Source organism: Brevundimonas sp. PAMC22021 (assembly GCF_019443405.1).
GTDB lineage: Bacteria > Pseudomonadota > Alphaproteobacteria > Caulobacterales > Caulobacteraceae > Brevundimonas.
This window is the reverse complement of record NZ_CP080376.1, coordinates 1,174,915-1,188,575: the sequence shown is the minus strand read 5'-3', so window position 1 is coordinate 1,188,575 and position 13,661 is coordinate 1,174,915. Positions and strand designations below refer to the sequence as shown.

Annotated in this window: 19 protein-coding genes and 4 tRNA genes; 4 read left to right on the top strand and 19 right to left on the bottom strand. The window is 67.3% G+C overall.

What is annotated here, in order from left to right; all coding sequences use genetic code 11:
- The first annotated feature begins 34 nt into the window (after positions 1 to 34).
- Entirely contained in the window at positions 35 to 1,195 is a 1,161-nt protein-coding gene (metC, locus tag KY493_RS05820; RefSeq protein ID WP_219898022.1) for a cystathionine beta-lyase, read from the top strand.
- A gap of 12 nt (positions 1,196 to 1,207) precedes the next feature.
- Here the strand turns inward: metC and KY493_RS05815 are convergent.
- The 9 genes from KY493_RS05815 to KY493_RS05775 all read right to left on the bottom strand — a co-directional run bounded on the left by KY493_RS05815 (position 1,208) and on the right by KY493_RS05775 (position 5,707).
- Positions 1,208 to 1,284: transfer RNA gene (locus KY493_RS05815), tRNA-Arg, on the bottom strand.
- A gap of 79 nt (positions 1,285 to 1,363) precedes the next feature.
- The gene (locus KY493_RS05810; protein ID WP_219898021.1) at positions 1,364 to 1,513 is read right to left on the bottom strand and encodes a hypothetical protein; all 150 of its coding nucleotides are present in this window, start codon (positions 1,511 to 1,513) and stop codon (positions 1,364 to 1,366) included.
- 84 nt (positions 1,514 to 1,597) lie between these two features.
- Positions 1,598 to 1,903: an ETC complex I subunit gene (locus KY493_RS05805; protein WP_219898020.1), complete on the bottom strand. Its 306-nt coding sequence runs from the start codon at positions 1,901 to 1,903 to the stop codon at positions 1,598 to 1,600.
- A 38-nt stretch (positions 1,904 to 1,941) separates the two neighbouring features.
- Positions 1,942 to 2,015, bottom strand: a tRNA-Pro gene (locus KY493_RS05800).
- Between the two features lie 65 nt (positions 2,016 to 2,080).
- Positions 2,081 to 2,533, bottom strand: a complete 453-nt coding sequence (locus tag KY493_RS05795) for a DUF192 domain-containing protein (RefSeq protein ID WP_219898019.1) — start codon at positions 2,531 to 2,533, stop codon at positions 2,081 to 2,083.
- Positions 2,534 to 2,582: 49 nt separating this feature from the next.
- Positions 2,583 to 3,125: a cold-shock protein gene (locus tag KY493_RS05790; protein WP_219898018.1), complete on the bottom strand. Its 543-nt coding sequence runs from the start codon at positions 3,123 to 3,125 to the stop codon at positions 2,583 to 2,585.
- 151 nt (positions 3,126 to 3,276) lie between these two features.
- Positions 3,277 to 3,351: transfer RNA gene (locus tag KY493_RS05785), tRNA-Glu, on the bottom strand.
- 97 nt (positions 3,352 to 3,448) lie between these two features.
- A complete protein-coding gene (recJ, locus tag KY493_RS05780; protein ID WP_219898017.1) occupies positions 3,449 to 5,260 on the bottom strand; it encodes a single-stranded-DNA-specific exonuclease RecJ in 1,812 nt (603 codons plus the stop codon).
- Between the two features lie 12 nt (positions 5,261 to 5,272).
- Entirely contained in the window at positions 5,273 to 5,707 is a 435-nt protein-coding gene (locus KY493_RS05775) for a hypothetical protein (RefSeq protein WP_219898016.1), read from the bottom strand.
- A 156-nt stretch (positions 5,708 to 5,863) separates the two neighbouring features.
- Between KY493_RS05775 and KY493_RS05770 the strand changes: the two genes are divergently transcribed.
- Entirely contained in the window at positions 5,864 to 6,241 is a 378-nt protein-coding gene (locus tag KY493_RS05770) for a hypothetical protein (RefSeq protein WP_219898015.1), read from the top strand.
- Positions 6,242 to 6,245: 4 nt separating this feature from the next.
- Here the strand turns inward: KY493_RS05770 and msrB are convergent, their stop codons facing one another.
- From msrB to KY493_RS05745, 5 genes are all read right to left on the bottom strand, one after another.
- The gene (gene msrB / locus KY493_RS05765; protein ID WP_219898014.1) at positions 6,246 to 6,761 is read right to left on the bottom strand and encodes a peptide-methionine (R)-S-oxide reductase MsrB; all 516 of its coding nucleotides are present in this window, start codon (positions 6,759 to 6,761) and stop codon (positions 6,246 to 6,248) included.
- Between the two features lie 39 nt (positions 6,762 to 6,800).
- Complete coding sequence (argC, locus tag KY493_RS05760) at positions 6,801 to 7,736, bottom strand: N-acetyl-gamma-glutamyl-phosphate reductase (protein ID WP_219898013.1); 936 nt, start codon at positions 7,734 to 7,736, stop codon at positions 6,801 to 6,803.
- A gap of 94 nt (positions 7,737 to 7,830) precedes the next feature.
- Positions 7,831 to 8,334 carry a 30S ribosomal protein S9 gene (gene rpsI, locus KY493_RS05755; RefSeq protein ID WP_219898012.1) on the bottom strand — a complete coding sequence of 168 codons (504 nt, stop codon included), beginning with the start codon at positions 8,332 to 8,334 and terminating at the stop codon, positions 7,831 to 7,833.
- A 2-nt stretch (positions 8,335 to 8,336) separates the two neighbouring features.
- Positions 8,337 to 8,810 (bottom strand): 50S ribosomal protein L13, encoded by a 474-nt coding sequence (gene rplM, locus KY493_RS05750; RefSeq protein ID WP_219898362.1) that lies wholly within the window; start codon positions 8,808 to 8,810, stop codon positions 8,337 to 8,339.
- 171 nt (positions 8,811 to 8,981) lie between these two features.
- Positions 8,982 to 10,082, bottom strand: a complete 1,101-nt coding sequence (locus tag KY493_RS05745; RefSeq protein WP_219898011.1) for a COX15/CtaA family protein — start codon at positions 10,080 to 10,082, stop codon at positions 8,982 to 8,984.
- A gap of 128 nt (positions 10,083 to 10,210) precedes the next feature.
- Here KY493_RS05745 and KY493_RS05740 point away from each other — a divergent pair, with 128 nt between their 5' ends.
- Together KY493_RS05740 and KY493_RS05735 are read left to right on the top strand one after the other, a co-directional pair.
- Positions 10,211 to 10,462 carry a transglycosylase gene (locus KY493_RS05740; RefSeq protein WP_219898010.1) on the top strand — a complete coding sequence of 84 codons (252 nt, stop codon included), beginning with the start codon at positions 10,211 to 10,213 and terminating at the stop codon, positions 10,460 to 10,462.
- A complete protein-coding gene (locus KY493_RS05735; protein ID WP_219898009.1) occupies positions 10,462 to 10,656 on the top strand; it encodes a DUF2842 domain-containing protein in 195 nt (64 codons plus the stop codon). Before KY493_RS05740 ends, KY493_RS05735 begins: the two co-directional genes overlap by 1 nt.
- Before the next feature lie 47 nt (positions 10,657 to 10,703).
- Here KY493_RS05735 and KY493_RS05730 read toward each other — a convergent pair.
- The 5 genes from KY493_RS05730 to plsX form a co-directional block, all read right to left on the bottom strand.
- Positions 10,704 to 10,780 (bottom strand) — tRNA-Pro (locus KY493_RS05730).
- A 60-nt stretch (positions 10,781 to 10,840) separates the two neighbouring features.
- The gene (locus tag KY493_RS05725) at positions 10,841 to 11,239 is read right to left on the bottom strand and encodes a MerR family transcriptional regulator (RefSeq protein ID WP_219898008.1); all 399 of its coding nucleotides are present in this window, start codon (positions 11,237 to 11,239) and stop codon (positions 10,841 to 10,843) included.
- Complete coding sequence (locus KY493_RS05720; protein ID WP_219898007.1) at positions 11,239 to 11,547, bottom strand: integration host factor subunit alpha; 309 nt, start codon at positions 11,545 to 11,547, stop codon at positions 11,239 to 11,241. The genes KY493_RS05725 and KY493_RS05720 overlap by 1 nt, the downstream gene beginning before the upstream one ends.
- Before the next feature lie 62 nt (positions 11,548 to 11,609).
- On the bottom strand, positions 11,610 to 12,587 hold the full coding sequence (locus KY493_RS05715; protein WP_219898006.1) for a beta-ketoacyl-ACP synthase III: 978 nt from the start codon (positions 12,585 to 12,587) through the stop codon (positions 11,610 to 11,612).
- Entirely contained in the window at positions 12,584 to 13,657 is a 1,074-nt protein-coding gene (gene plsX, locus KY493_RS05710) for a phosphate acyltransferase PlsX (protein WP_219898005.1), read from the bottom strand. The genes KY493_RS05715 and plsX overlap by 4 nt, the downstream gene beginning before the upstream one ends.
- Between the last annotated feature and the right edge of the window lie 4 nt (positions 13,658 to 13,661).

The following is a 13,661-nucleotide window of genomic DNA, read 5'->3' as shown; positions in this document are numbered from 1 at the left end:
TTTGGCGCCGCATCGCAACCGCAGGACAGCCTTCATGCCCCCGCTTTCGGACCGCACCCGTCTGATTTCATCGGCGACCCGGCGCGGGAAGGGGCGTCGTCCGGTGAACCCGCCGCTTGAGCGCGCCTCGACGATGCTCAGCGATTCGCTGGGCTCGATGCTCGATCCGACCTCTGGTCCGATCTACGGACTGGATGGACTAAGCGCGGCATCGGCGCTGAAGGCGGCGCTTGCGGATCTTGAAGGCGCCGATCACGCCTTCCTGGCGCCGTCGGGGCTGGCGGCGGTGACGATCCCCCTGCTCGCCCTGCTGCGTCCCGGCGATGAGGTGGTGGCGTCCGACGCCATCTATGGTCCCAGCCGCCGCTTCATCACCCGCTATCTCGGGGCGCGAGGCGTCACGAGCCGATTCCACCCGGCCGACGCCTCGACGGAGACGATTGTCGGGATGCTGTCGTCCCGGACGCGCGTCCTGCTGATGGAGTCACCGGCGTCTCTGACCTTTGAAATGGCGGACGCGCCCGCCCTGGCCCATGCCTGCCGCGACCGTGGCGTGATCAGCATCCTGGACAACACCTGGGCCGCCGGCCTCGCGTTTCGCGCGCTGGAACACGGCGTCGATGTCAGCCTGCAAGCCCTCACCAAATACGCGTCCGGCCATTCGGACGTGCTGATGGGGTCGATCGTCACACGCGATCCGACGATTGCGAACGCCTTGGCGGATGTGATCGAGGACATGGGCTGGCACGTCTCGCCGGACGATGCCTGGCTGGCGCTGAGGGGGCTGCGCACCTTGCCGCTGCGCTATGCGGAACAAGCCCGCTCCGCCCTCACAGTCGCCGAATGGCTGCAGCAGCGACCAGAGGTGACGACGGTGCTCTACCCGCCGCTGCCGGGCTCGCCCTCGCACGCGGTTTGGCGGCGCGACTTCACAGGCGCGGCCTCGTTGATGGGTGTTGTGCTGAAAGAAGACGCCGCCTTCGCCGAGCGGCTGCTCGACGCGCTGACGCTGTTCGGCCTCGGCTATTCCTGGGGTGGATTTGAGAGTCTGGCGACGTTCGAAAGTCCTCAACTCGCCTTCCGCCAGCACCCGCCGATGCTGCAAGGCGCCCTGATCCGCCTTCACATCGGCCTGGAAGACCCGGCCGACCTCATCGCCGACATAGAACAGGCTCTTGCCCGCGCGGCCGACTAACGCCCCACAAGCTGGCGCGCCCTGCAGGACTCGAACCTGCAACCGTCCGCTTAGAAGGCGGGTGCTCTATCCGGTTGAGCTAAGGGCGCGTGGGGCCTGAGCGCTGCTGCGGGATAAGGCCGTGCGCGCCAGATCGCAAGACGCTTGCCGGCTCCGTTCGTCGGCGTTTCAGCTGCCGAGAAACAAGGGCGCGAACTCCACCGCCAGCATGAACATCAGGAACACGCCGCCAAAGGTGAGGCCAAAGGCCAGCCAGTCTCGGTAGCGATCAGAGGACCGCCTCTGCGGCGCGGGCATGGTAAACGGCAACTTCGTCATCGAAGCCTCCCGGACCGATCATCGCTCCGTTGGAGACAGAATGGACGAACAGTGTTTCGCCGCGCTTAAAGGCCGGCCGAACCCTCAGTGGGTCCAGGGCTGCTTGCGAGTGGCGGCGAAGTTGTCGGCGTAGGCCTTGATGATCACCGGCTGTTCGTTGGGCGCATGCAGGCGGAAGGGGATGCCGTGGCGCTCGGCGTAGGCGACCGCCTCTTCCTGGGTGTCAAAGGTCAGACGCACCTGCCCGTTCATGTCACCCGAGCTGGTCCAGCCCATCAGCGGATCGATGGTGCGGGCGGCCGCAGGCTCGAACTCCAGCCGCCAGGACAGGCTCTTGCCCCGGCCCGACTGCATGGCGGTCTTGGCGGGACGATAGATGCGGGCGAGCATTGCGGGATCTCTGTGGCGGCCGATGGTTCCCGCGCCGGTCGGGGCGGCAGGATTCGAACCTGCGACCCTCTGGTCCCAAACCAGATGCGCTACCAGGCTGCGCTACACCCCGGACCGGCGCGACGCCCTCTTGCCACGCGCCGGCCGGCTCCGCAACGCGGATCGACCCTCAGCGGATCACTGTTTGAAATACGGATGTTCGATACGGTCGCCTGCGCGCGCGCCGATCTCCTGAGCGCGGCCGGCGCGCAGTTCCAGCACGCCGTTCGCCGGACCATTGGAAGGAATGGTGCTTTCGGACATCGGCGTGGCGTGCGGCGCGATGGAGACGATCCGCCCGTCCGGCGACAGGTAGAGGATGTCCAACGAACTCGGCGTGTTGCGCATCCAGAAGCCCTGCTCGCGAGCCGGCTCTCCCGGCCACTGGAACAGCATCCCCCGATCGGCCGGCAGCGGTTCGCGGTACATCAGTCCCCGCTCTCGCTCGGGCTCGTCGTCGGCGATCTCGACCATGAAGGCGTGACGGCCGGACGCCGTGACGATCGTCAGCGGCTCAAGCGCCTGCCCATCGGCGTCGACGGGCGGCGCGGATCCGCACGCCGCGAGGACCAGCAGAGCGGCCGCCGCCATCGATCTCAGACCGCGAACCATGGTCAATCCTCGTCATCTGCGCCTGACGTCAGATGTCCGCGCGAATCTCGGCGACCACAAGGCCCTTGGGACCCTGTGCGAACCGAACGCCGACGGAATCACCGGGGATCAGTTCGTCGAAACCGCAGCGACGCAGGGTTTCGATGTGAACAAAGATGTCGCCGGGCGCCCCGTCGCGCACCACGAATCCATAGCCCTTGGTGCGGTTGAACCATTTGACCACGGCGGGTTCCAAGGCGCCGTCGACAAGCGTCGAAAAAATGGCGGCGTCATCGGTTCGTCGGGATGTGATCGCCGTCTTCTCGCCCTCGCCCAGCAGGTGGATGTCCACCGCCTGCCATCCCTTGGGCCGTTTGGCGCAATCGCAGGTGATCGGCGCCCCCTCCTGCGCCGCCTCCCAGCCCTTGTCGCGCAGGCTGGTGACATGCAGCAACACGTCTCTGCCGCCCGTCGCTGTCGGGTCGTCCGGCACGATGAAGCCGTAGCCCTTGCCGACATCGAACCACTTCACGCGACCGCTGACGCGGACGCGCTCCACGGTCGCGTCCTCTCCGTCCAGATAATCTGACACTTCTCAGGCCCCCGCCTGCATCCTCACTCCGGCGACATGCTTAACACTGTTCCGCGAGAATTTGGAAAGACCAAATACCAAGGTTGTCCGCTGGCGGCGTGCGAAGGCCGCTGAGGGCAGATTGGCAATGTCTGGGGAAAGGCTCCCGCGCTGGCAGTCCCTAGGGGAATCGAACCCCTCTTTTCAGGTTGAAAACCTGACGTCCTAACCGATAGACGAAGGGACCGCTGCGCGGGAGAGCCGGCGATATAGCCGGGCCTTTTCGGCTGTGCAAGCAACAAAAATGAGGAAAATGAACGAACGCCGTAAGGCCAAGCTTGGCGCTACGCCATGCGCGGATCGGCGACATCCTCGATCTCGAACTGCACGCCGCGACGGCCGTTCCAGTCGTCCGCCTTCAGTCGTCCGACCACGTTCAGACCGCCCTGCCCCGACAGCAGCGCACGCCCATGAGGCAGATCGGCGCACCGCCAGGCGACCGCTCGCAGGCTGCCGCCATCGGGCGCCACGAGGCGACAACGAACATGGCCGCCGTTCATCTGCATCGGCTCGCGCGCCTGCACGCCGCTGAGCGCGAAGACGGGTTCGGGGTTGCCGGGGCCAAAGGGCGCGAGCTGCTCGAACATCTCGAACAAGGCCCGGCTGGCGCCGCCGGGTTCGATCAGGGCGTCGATCTCCAGCACGTCTTCGGCCAGGGCGTCGGCGCGCTCGCCCACAAGCCTCTCGTGGAGAAAGGCCGTGAGATCGCCCAGGCGCTCGCGGTGCATGGTCAGGCCCGCAGCCATGGCGTGACCGCCGCCGGCGATCAGCACGCCCTCCTCCCACGCGGCCTGGATCGCCCGGCCGAGGTTCATGCCCGGCTGCGAGCGGCCCGATCCTTTGCCGACGCCCGTCACCGGATCGACGCCGATCACGATCACGGGCTTGCGCCAGCGTTCGCGCAGGCGACCGGCGACGATGCCGACCACGCCCGGATGCCAGTCGTCGCCGGCCACGACTACGGCCGGCGAATCATCCGCGTTGGCGCCTGTCGCCTCGACGCGCCGAATGGCGGTTTCGGTCACCTCGCGCTCGACCTCGCGGCGCTCGACATTCAGGGCGTCCAGTTCTGCAGCCAGCCGGGCGGCCTCGGCGGCGTCGTCGGTGGACAGCAGCCGCGCGCCCAGGTCCGAACGGCCGATGCGACCGCCCGCATTGATTCTGGGTCCCAGGATAAAGCCCGCATGGCTGGCCTTGGCCGCGCCGGGCTCCACGCCCGCTGCGCCCAGCAGGGCGCGCAAGCCTGGATTGCTCCAGTCGCTCATCACCTTCAGGCCCAGACCCGTCAGGGCGCGATTGAAGCCGGACAGGCGCGTCACGTCGCAAATGGCGCCCAGCGCCGCCAGATCCATCCATTGGCGGATGTCCGGCTCGGCGCGTTCCGCGAACAGGCCCTGCTTGCGACCCTCCCGATTCAAGGCCGCCAGCAGCACGAAAACGACCCCGGCGGCAGCCAGCACGCCCTGTCCCGATCCGCAGTCCGGACGATTGGGGTTGACCACGGCGAGCGCCTTCGGCGGCTCGGCGCGCATCAGGTGGTGATCGACGACCACCACCGGCAGGCCAATGGCGGCGGCATGCGCCAGCGCCTCGTTCGCCGCCGCGCCACAGTCGACGGTGATCACCAGTTCGGCGCCGGAGGCCTTCAGCGTGTCGAAGGCGCGCGCGCTGGGGCCATAGCCCTCGGTCAAGCGATCCGGCACATAAATCGGCGCCTCGACGCCCACAGCCCTGAACCAGCGGATCAGAAGCGCGGCGCTGGCCGCGCCGTCGACGTCGTAGTCGGCGAACACATGGATGCTGGCCTTGCGCTTCACGGCATCGACAATGGCCGCCGCCCCCGCATCCATATCGGCGAAGCACGATGGATCGGGGAACAGGGCGCGAAGCGTAGGCTTCAGATAGTGCGCGCCTTCTTCGGCCCCGACCTCGCGGGAGGCCATGGCGCGCGCCAGCGGTTCGTCCAGACCCAGCGCCTGCATGTGATGACGCACCAGCGAGGCGTCCGCCGCCCGCTGTCGCCAGGCGCGACCGGAAAGGGACCGCTCGACGCCCAGGAAGGCCGGGCGGCTGCCTAGGCCGGATCCGTCAGCCATGGTTCGGCGGCCTCAAGGCTGGCGATCGATCGGCGGCGGCGCCTTGGCGCGCTCGCGCAGCCGGCGGGCGAAAGCCTCGACCTCGGCCTCGGTGCGCACCGTGTCGGGCGACACGGGCACGGCGCCCACGGCCTGGCGAGTCTCGGCGGCCAGAGCCTCAGGATCGCTCAGCGTCCAGTCGATCCGCGACGTCTCGTCCGTCAGACGCAAGCTGGAGCCGCGCAGATCGCCGACACGCGCGGCGACGGCCTGGGGCGTCAGCAGGTCGACCGGCGCCGTCGGGAAGTCCGCCCATCGAGGATAGGAACGGTTCGCGGCGACCAGAGCCTCGACGCGCTCGGACATCGGACTTGCCACCACCTGGCTCCGGTCCAGCGCCGTGGTGCAGCCGCAGGTCGCCAGACCTGCGACCGCGACAAGAATGGTCTTCGTCGAATGCGCGCTCATGATCGATCAGGACATAGGCCATCGCCTGAACCGGCGGAAGCCCGCGTCACGCCCGGACCGTTGGCCGCACTAGCCTCGCCATCCATCGGAAGAGTAGGCTGTCCCAAACGGTCGGCGCAGGCGCACAGACCGCGCCAACATTCGGATGCACAGAGCTTGAACCGTTTCGATCCCAATCTGCTGCTGGCCGTCAGCACCGGCGTCGCCCTGATTCTGCTGGTCATGACGGCCGGTCTTTACGGCGTTCCGGGCGCGCAGCTGAAATACGGGCTTTTGGCGGCGATCTGCGCGCTGGTGTTCGTGGTCGCCAACGGGCCGGTTTCGCGCATGATGCACCGGGACGCCAAGCCGCTGATCCGGCGGGACGCGCCGGCGACCGCGGTGTGGGCGGGTCTGTTTCCGATCTTCGCCATCGCCGCGGCGGCCGTGCCGGTGTTCGCGCCCGGCCGCGACTATGGTCTGCTGGTCATCATCGTCGCCCTGCTGTTCGGCCTTACGATCGATTCGGCGCTGAAGGCGCGCAAGGGCGACTGATCGCTCAGGCCGGCGTGAACTTCAGCGCGACGCCGTTGTTGCAGTAGCGTAGCCCCGTCGGGCGGGGCCCGTCGTTGAACACATGCCCTTGATGCCCCAGGCAACGGGCGCAGTGGTATTCGATGCGCGGCATGCCCAGCGCCAAGTCGCGCTTCTTGCCGATGTTGCTGGCTATCACATCGTAGAAGCTGGGCCAGCCGGTGCCGGATTCGAACTTCCAAGCCGACTGGAACAGCGGCAGATCGCAACCGCGACAGACGAAGACCCCATGGCGGTGTTCGTTGTTCAGCGGGCTGGTGAAGGCGCGCTCGGTGCCTTCGTGACGCAGCACGCGCCAGGACGCATCGCCCAACCTGCGCCGCCACTCTCCGTCCGATAAGCGCCGGACCGCCGAGCCGCTGAAGCGTTGTTCCGAAGCATCGGCTTCGGTCGCGCCCGATCCGCAGGCCGTCAGGCTGATCGCGCCTGCGCCCGCCAGCAGCGCGCGACGATGCAGTCCGGGAAGTTCTGTGTGGCTCATGACCTCAGCTACGTTCGCCGACGTCACAGGGTTGCACGGTCAGACGAGGCCTGTCGCCTCGTCCAGGCCCAGCATCAGGTTCAGATTCTGAACGGCCGCGCCGGACGCCCCCTTGCCGAGATTATCCAGCAGCGCGACCAGCCTGACCTGTTCGCCGCCCCGATCGCCGAACACATGCAGCCGCATGCGGTTCGTCCCGTTCAATCCCTGCGGTTCAATGCCCGTCATCGCCTCTGTCTCGTCCAGGTCAGCCACCTCGACGAAGCGCGCCCCATCATAGTGTTCGACGAGAGCGCCGTGGATGCGCTCCACCGAAGGCGTTTCCGGCAGGCTGGAAAGATGCAGAGGAATCTCAACCAGCATGCCCTGGCGATAGGCGCCCACCGCCGGCGCGAACAGCACCGGCATGGTCAGGCCGGAATGGCGCGTCATCTCGGGCACATGCTTGTGCTGCAGCGACAGGCCATAGGCGCGAAAGGACGGCGCGCCCTCGCCCGTCTCGAACTCGGCGATCATGCCCTTGCCGCCGCCGGAATAGCCGGACACGGCGTTGACGCTGATCGGCCGATCCGCCGGCACGATCCCCGCCTGCACCAGCGGCCGCATCAGGCCGATGAAGCCAGTCGGATAGCAGCCGGGGTTCGACACACGCGTGGCGTCGGCGATGGCGTCGCGTTGCCCGGCGTCCATCTCGGGAAAGCCGTAGGTCCAGCCGGGCGCCACCCGATAGGCCGTCGAGGCGTCGATCACCCGCACGGCCGGATTGTCGATCAGGCCAACCGCTTCTCGCGCCGCGTCGTCCGGCAGACACAGGATCACCGCATCGGCGGCGTTCAGCGCCTCGCGCCGCGCCTCCAGATCGCGACGGCGGTCGCCCAGCAGGATCAGCTCCAGATCGCCGCGCGCCTCGAGCCGCTCGCGGATTTCCAGCCCTGTGGTCCCGGCTTCGCCGTCGATGAAGATTTTGTGGGTCATGGCTTCCGCCTTGGCTGCGTCTGCGGACAGAAAAAAGGCGCTCCGGGTTTTGCCCGAAGCGCCTTTGTGTTTTCCAGTCGCGGTTGCGACCGACTTAGCGCTTCGAGAACTGGAAGCTGCGGCGAGCCTTGGCGCGGCCGTACTTCTTGCGCTCGACGACGCGGCTGTCGCGGGTCAGGAAGCCGTGCGGCTTCAGGACCTTGCGCAGTTCCGGCTCGTAGTGCGTCAGCGCGTGCGACAGGCCGTGGCGGATGGCGCCGGCCTGGCCGGACAGGCCCGAACCTTCGACGGTGCAGATCACGTCATACTGGGTGGCGCGATCCGAGACGGTCAGCGGCTGGGCGATCATCATGCGCAGCACGGGGCGAGCGAAATACTGCTCCTGGTCCTTGCCGTTGATGGTGATCTTGCCGGTGCCCGGCTTCACCCACACGCGGGCGATGGCGTTCTTGCGCTTGCCGGTCGAATAGGCGCGGCCCAGCGAGTCCAGCTTCTGGACGTGAACCGGCGCTTCGGCCTCGGTCGAGGCGGTCAGGCCGCGCAGGGCGTCAAAGCCTTGCGAGGATTGGGGGGCGGTCGTTTGCGTCGCGTCAGTCATGCTCAGGCGCTCCGGACGTTCTTGGCCGACATCGACTTGAAGTCGACGGTTTCCGGCTGTTGGGCTTCATGGCTGTGCGCGGAGCCGGCGAACAGGCGCAGGTGCGTCATCTGCTTGCGGGCCAGCGGGCTTTCCTTGGGCAGCATGCGCTCCACGGCCTTTTCAAGCACGCGCTCGGGGAAACGACCGCCCAGCACCTTGGCCGGGGTGGTTTCCTTGACGCCGCCCGGGTGGCCGGTGTGGCGATAGTAGACCTTGTCGGTCGACTTCTTGCCGGTGAACACCACCTTGTCGACATTGGTCACGACGACATAGTCGCCGCAATCGACGTGCGGGGTGTAGTCGCCGCGGTGCTTGCCGCGCAGGCGGTTGGCGATAAAGGTCGCGAGGCGGCCCACCACGACGCCTTCGGCGTCGATGTGGATCCACTTCTTCTCGACCTCGGCCGGCTTCAACGAAGCCGTGGTGCTCTTCAGCATGAGGTGGTTCCTGGAAGACGAAATCGGGTCCGGCTCCGCTGGGGAACCGAAGGAAGGCGCGCTGATACAGGAGGCGCCCATCCACGTCAATGCAGCGCGGGAGACCCGCCTTGTTCTATCGCGTTGTTATCGCATAGGAAAATGCATGCGGTATCAAAATACCTTGCTTTAGCGACCTACCGCGCGAGGTCCGCTCATGAAAATGCGCGGCTGAGAGCGCAACACGATCCACAGGTTCGCGGTCACGGCCGCCAGGACCAAGGCCGCGCCCGCCTGGTGCAGCGCGCCCAAGGACAACGGCACGGCATGAATCAGGGTGACCACGCCCAAGACCGCCTGCAGCCACACCGCGCCGGCGACGGTGAAGGCCCCTGCCCCCATCCCTTCGGCGACGCGCCAGCGCCAGGCCTGAAAAGCGTAGATCGAGGCGACGATCAGCAGAGCATAGGCGCCGAGCCGATGGTTGAACTGCGTCAGCGCCTGATCGTGCAGAAAGGCGCCGACGCCCAGGCTCCAATCCGCCGGCGGCAGCACCTGCCCGTTCATCAGCGGCCAATCGGTATAGACCAGCCCGGCCTTGCCGCCCGCAACCAGAGCTCCCAGCAGGCATTGCAGGAAGACAAGGCCGAACAGCAGGCCCGCGCCCCTGGCCCAGCCGGCGGGTGGACGGCCATGGTCCTCTCCGAACCAGGCCTCCAGCCCCGTCCAGATCAGGGCGGCGAACAGGACAAATGCGAGGCCCAAGTGCACCGCCAGCCGCTCCGGCGCCACACTGACCCGCTCGGACAGGCCGCTGGACACCATCCACCAGCCGATCAGTCCCTGCAGCCCGCCCAGCGCCAGCAGCAGCACGCAGCGCCAGATGAGCCGGTCCGGCATGGCCCAGCGACGCAGGCGCGAGCGCGGCGACGCGAACCGGAACAGCAGAAACGCCACCAGCGGCAGGCCGAACACCAGGCCGATCGCGCGCCCCACCAGCCGGTGAAGCCACTCCCACCAGAAGATGCCCTGGAACTCGGCCAGGCTCATGCCGACGTTGACCTGCGCGTACTGCGGAATCTGCTTGTACTTGTTGAAGGCCTCCAGCCAGTCGGCTGTGTTCAGCGGCGGGATCGCACCCATGATCGGCTTCCATTCCGTGATGGACAGGCCCGATCCCGTCAGCCGCGTCACCCCGCCGATCACCACCATCACGAACACCATGGCGGCTGTGGCGAACAGCCACGCGGCCACGACGCGACTGCGATCATAGGACCCGAAACGGTTCATTCGACGCCTGCTGCTGACCCGACTATGGTGCCGTCATCGTTGATGCGACCGTGGCGGTATGCCCCGCTCGAGCGGCGAGATCGAGTCGCTTTAAGTTAACGGCGCACTTGCGCCATGAGAGGACAGGCTTGGAGTACGCCGAGATCATCACCGCCGCCGTGGGCGCCCTGTTGCTGGCGGCCATCGCCGACTTTCTGACAGGCCGGCGAGGGCTTCTGGCGACGTCTCTGGTGTCCGCGACGGGCGCGGTGTGCGGCTGGTTTCTGGCGGTGCGCGTCTTCGCCATGGCGATCACCGACAGTTGGGCGTGGGTTCCCTGGGCCATGGGCGGGGCGGTGTTCTGCCTCGTCGCCTTTTTCCTGTTCCGGAGCAAACGCTGATGGGTGCGCGCGCCCGCCGGTTCGTGGCGGCGATGGGCGTTCTGGCTTTTCTCGCCTTCTGGGTCTGGGTGCTGATCGCGCTGCGAGGCCTGTTTCCCGCCTCGGCGCTGCTGGACTTCCTGTTCTTCGCCATCGGCGGCACGGCCTGGGGCCTGCCCCTGATCCCGCTGCTGAAATGGGCCGAGCGCGGCTAGGGCCGAAACAGAAAAGCCCGCGACCGAAATCGCGGGCTTTATCCAAATGGTCGGAGCGACAGGATTCGAACCTGCGACCCCTTGACCCCCAGTCAAGTGCGCTACCAGGCTGCGCCACGCTCCGAAGGCGCTCCCTATAGAGGCGACTCAGCCGGGCCGCAAACGCAAAACGCGCCCGTGTTCGCTATCGCTTCAGAACCGCGTTCAGCCGCGTCGCCGCCGCCTCGAGTTCGGCCAGGAGCGACTGCAGATCATCCGCCGGCGCAGACCCATCGATGCTGGCCCGAGCGTGGCCGACGGTCGCCTCCTCGCCGAGGATTCGCTTCAGGCCGCCGGCCTGGTAAAGCCGCTCTACGCCCCGGATTGTCATGCCTTCGTCGTGCAGCAGCCGCCGGATCGCCTTCAACGTTTCGATGTCGGCGGGACGATAGAAGCGTCGGCCGCCCGCACGTTTGACGGGCGCAACGAAGGCGAACTTCGTTTCCCAGAACCGCAGCACATGCTGGGGCGCGCCGACGGCCTCGGCCGCTTCCGAGATGGTGCGAAAGGCGGCGGCGCTCTTTCCCGACGGCGCAGCCGCCATCAATCGCAGGCGCCGGCGTCGTGGACACGAGCCTTCATGATCTGCGAGGCGCGGAAGCTGATGACGCGGCGGGGATTGATCGCGGCCGGTTCGCCCGTCTTCGGATTGCGGCCCATGCGGGCGCGCTTTTCGCGCACCTGGAACACGCCAAAGCCGGACAGCTTGACCAGTTCGCCGCGTTCCAGCGACTCCACGATCATCTCCAGGGTGCGTTCAACCAGGCTGGAGCATTCGTGCCGCGACAGGCCAACCTCCATGTGGACGGCTTCGCACAAGTCGGCCCGGGTCAGGGTCTTCTGTTCGGACATCCGCATCTCCAGATCGCGCCATCGACATAAGGCCGCCGAGGCGCGCCGAAATCAAGCGCGCCTTATAGCCTGATCGCGCAGGCGCCCCAGGTCAGGCCGCCGCCCATCGCTTCCAGCAGCACCAGATCGCCCCGCTTGATCCGACCGTCGCGGATCGCGGCGTCCAGCGCCAGGGGGATGGACGCGGCCGAGGTGTTGGCGTGTTCGGCGACCGTGGAGATCACCTTGTTCTCGTCCAGGCCCAGCCGGTCGCCCACGCCCTTGATGATGCGCTGATTGGCCTGGTGGGGCACGAACCAGTCCACCTCGGGCACCGTAACCCCGGCGACCTCGCAGGTGGCGGTGATGCCCTCGGCGATGTTCACCACGGCGTGGCGGAACACCTGGTTGCCCGCCATGCGCAGATGTCCCACCGTACCAGTCGAGGCCGGTCCGCCGTCCACGTAAAGCAGGTCGGTCTTGGAGCCGTCGCAGCGCAAGGCGAAGCCGAGCAGTCCCTGATCCTGCGCCGTGCCCTGCCCTTCGCGCGGCTCCACCACCACGCAGCCGGCGCCGTCGCCGAACAGCACGCAGGTGGTGCGGTCGGTCCAGTCCATCAGCCGCGTCATCTCTTCAGCGCCGATGACAAGGGCGCATTTCGACATGCCGCGCGCGACAAAGCCATCGGCGACGCTCAGCGCATAAACGAAGCCCGAGCACACCGCCTGCACGTCAAAGGCGATGCCGACGCCCGTGCCCAGCTTGCGCTGCACGATGGAGGCGACGGCCGGAAAGGTCATGTCCGGCGTGGTGGTCGCCACGATGATCAGATCGACATCGGCGGCCGTGCGTCCCGCATCCTCCAGCGCCTTCTTGGCGGCCTCGACGGCAAGGTCGCTGGTGGGCTGATCGGGCCGAGCCCTGTGGCGTTGCCGTATGCCGGTGCGTTCGACGATCCATTCGTCGGACGTGTCTACGACCTTGGCCAGATCGGCGTTGGTCACGATCTCTTCGGGCAGATACGAGCCGACGCCGGTGATCGCGCTGCGGATGACGCTCATTGAACCGTCTCGCTGGATTCGGGGTGGGCCCGTGTCTGTTCGACGACGCTGCCGAGCCGCTGCAGGCCCGCGCTGACCTTGGTCATGTAGTCGCTGCGGGCCAGGTCGACCGCGATGCGGATGGCGTTGCCGAAGCCGGCCGCGTCCGCCCCGCCGTGGCTCTTCACTACGATCCCGTTCAGCCCCAGCAGGGGGCCGCCGTTTACGGCGCTGGGGTCCATGCGCCGGCGCATCTTGCGCAGGGCCGGATAGGCGATCAGCGCGCCGATCTTTGATTGCAGACCCGAAGTCAGCGCCTCTTTCAGCAGGGCGCCGACGAACCGCGCCGTGCCCTCCGCCGTCTTGAGCGCGATATTGCCGGTGAAGCCGTCGGTGACCACCACGTCGACCGTTCCCTTTGCGATATCGTCGCCCTCGACAAAGCCGTGGTAGGCGATGCCGAAGGCGCCTTCGCGCAGAAGACGGTGCGCCTCGCGCACCTCCTCGTGGCCCTTCATGTCCTCGGAGCCGACGTTCAGCAGGCCGACGGTCGGACGCTCCACGCCATGCACCGCACTCTGGAAGGCCTCGCCCATGATGGCGAATTCGACCAACTGCTCGGCGTCGCTGTCGATATTGGCGCCCACGTCCAGCACGGCGGTGACGCCGCGAAACGTCGGCCAGCTGGCGACGATCGCGGGTCGCTCGAGCCCCGGCGCAGACATGCGCAGGATCAGCTTTGAGATCGCCATCAAGGCGCCGGTGTTGCCGGCCGAGACGACGGCGCCCGCCTCTCCCGCCTTTACCTGTTCGATGGCGTTCCACAGGCTGGAGCCCTTGCCGCGGCGCATGGCCTGGGCGGGCTTTTCGTCCATGGCGACCACCTTGTCGGTATGCCGCACCTCGCAGACCTCGGCCGACAGCCGGCACCGCGTGAGCTCGCGCGAGATTGCCTGCTGGTCGCCGTGCAGGACGAAGCGGACGCCCTCACCGCCGTAGCGCCGGATGTAGTCTCGGACCCCGGCCACCACGATCGATGGACCGTGGTCGCCGCCCATGGCGTCGAGCGAGATTGTGACTGGCGACGGCAAGGAA

What these genes read in the sequence shown, in the direction of transcription:
- metC (WP_219898022.1), top strand. Translation starts at nt 35, where the DNA reads ATGCCCCCGCTTTCGGACCGCACCCGTCTGATTTCATCGGCGACCCGG.
- KY493_RS05810 (WP_219898021.1), bottom strand. Translation starts at nt 1,513, where the DNA reads ATGACGAAGTTGCCGTTTACCATGCCCGCGCCGCAGAGGCGGTCCTCT.
- KY493_RS05805 (WP_219898020.1), bottom strand. Translation starts at nt 1,903, where the DNA reads ATGCTCGCCCGCATCTATCGTCCCGCCAAGACCGCCATGCAGTCGGGC.
- KY493_RS05795 (WP_219898019.1), bottom strand. Translation starts at nt 2,533, where the DNA reads ATGGCGGCGGCCGCTCTGCTGGTCCTCGCGGCGTGCGGATCCGCGCCG.
- recJ (WP_219898017.1), bottom strand. Translation starts at nt 5,260, where the DNA reads ATGGCTGACGGATCCGGCCTAGGCAGCCGCCCGGCCTTCCTGGGCGTC.
- KY493_RS05775 (WP_219898016.1), bottom strand. Translation starts at nt 5,707, where the DNA reads ATGAGCGCGCATTCGACGAAGACCATTCTTGTCGCGGTCGCAGGTCTG.
- msrB (WP_219898014.1), bottom strand. Translation starts at nt 6,761, where the DNA reads ATGAGCCACACAGAACTTCCCGGACTGCATCGTCGCGCGCTGCTGGCG.
- argC (WP_219898013.1), bottom strand. Translation starts at nt 7,736, where the DNA reads ATGACCCACAAAATCTTCATCGACGGCGAAGCCGGGACCACAGGGCTG.
- rpsI (WP_219898012.1), bottom strand. Translation starts at nt 8,334, where the DNA reads ATGACTGACGCGACGCAAACGACCGCCCCCCAATCCTCGCAAGGCTTT.
- KY493_RS05745 (WP_219898011.1), bottom strand. Translation starts at nt 10,082, where the DNA reads ATGAACCGTTTCGGGTCCTATGATCGCAGTCGCGTCGTGGCCGCGTGG.
- KY493_RS05735 (WP_219898009.1), top strand. Translation starts at nt 10,462, where the DNA reads ATGGGTGCGCGCGCCCGCCGGTTCGTGGCGGCGATGGGCGTTCTGGCT.
- KY493_RS05725 (WP_219898008.1), bottom strand. Translation starts at nt 11,239, where the DNA reads ATGGCGGCTGCGCCGTCGGGAAAGAGCGCCGCCGCCTTTCGCACCATC.
- KY493_RS05720 (WP_219898007.1), bottom strand. Translation starts at nt 11,547, where the DNA reads ATGTCCGAACAGAAGACCCTGACCCGGGCCGACTTGTGCGAAGCCGTC.
- KY493_RS05715 (WP_219898006.1), bottom strand. Translation starts at nt 12,587, where the DNA reads ATGAGCGTCATCCGCAGCGCGATCACCGGCGTCGGCTCGTATCTGCCC.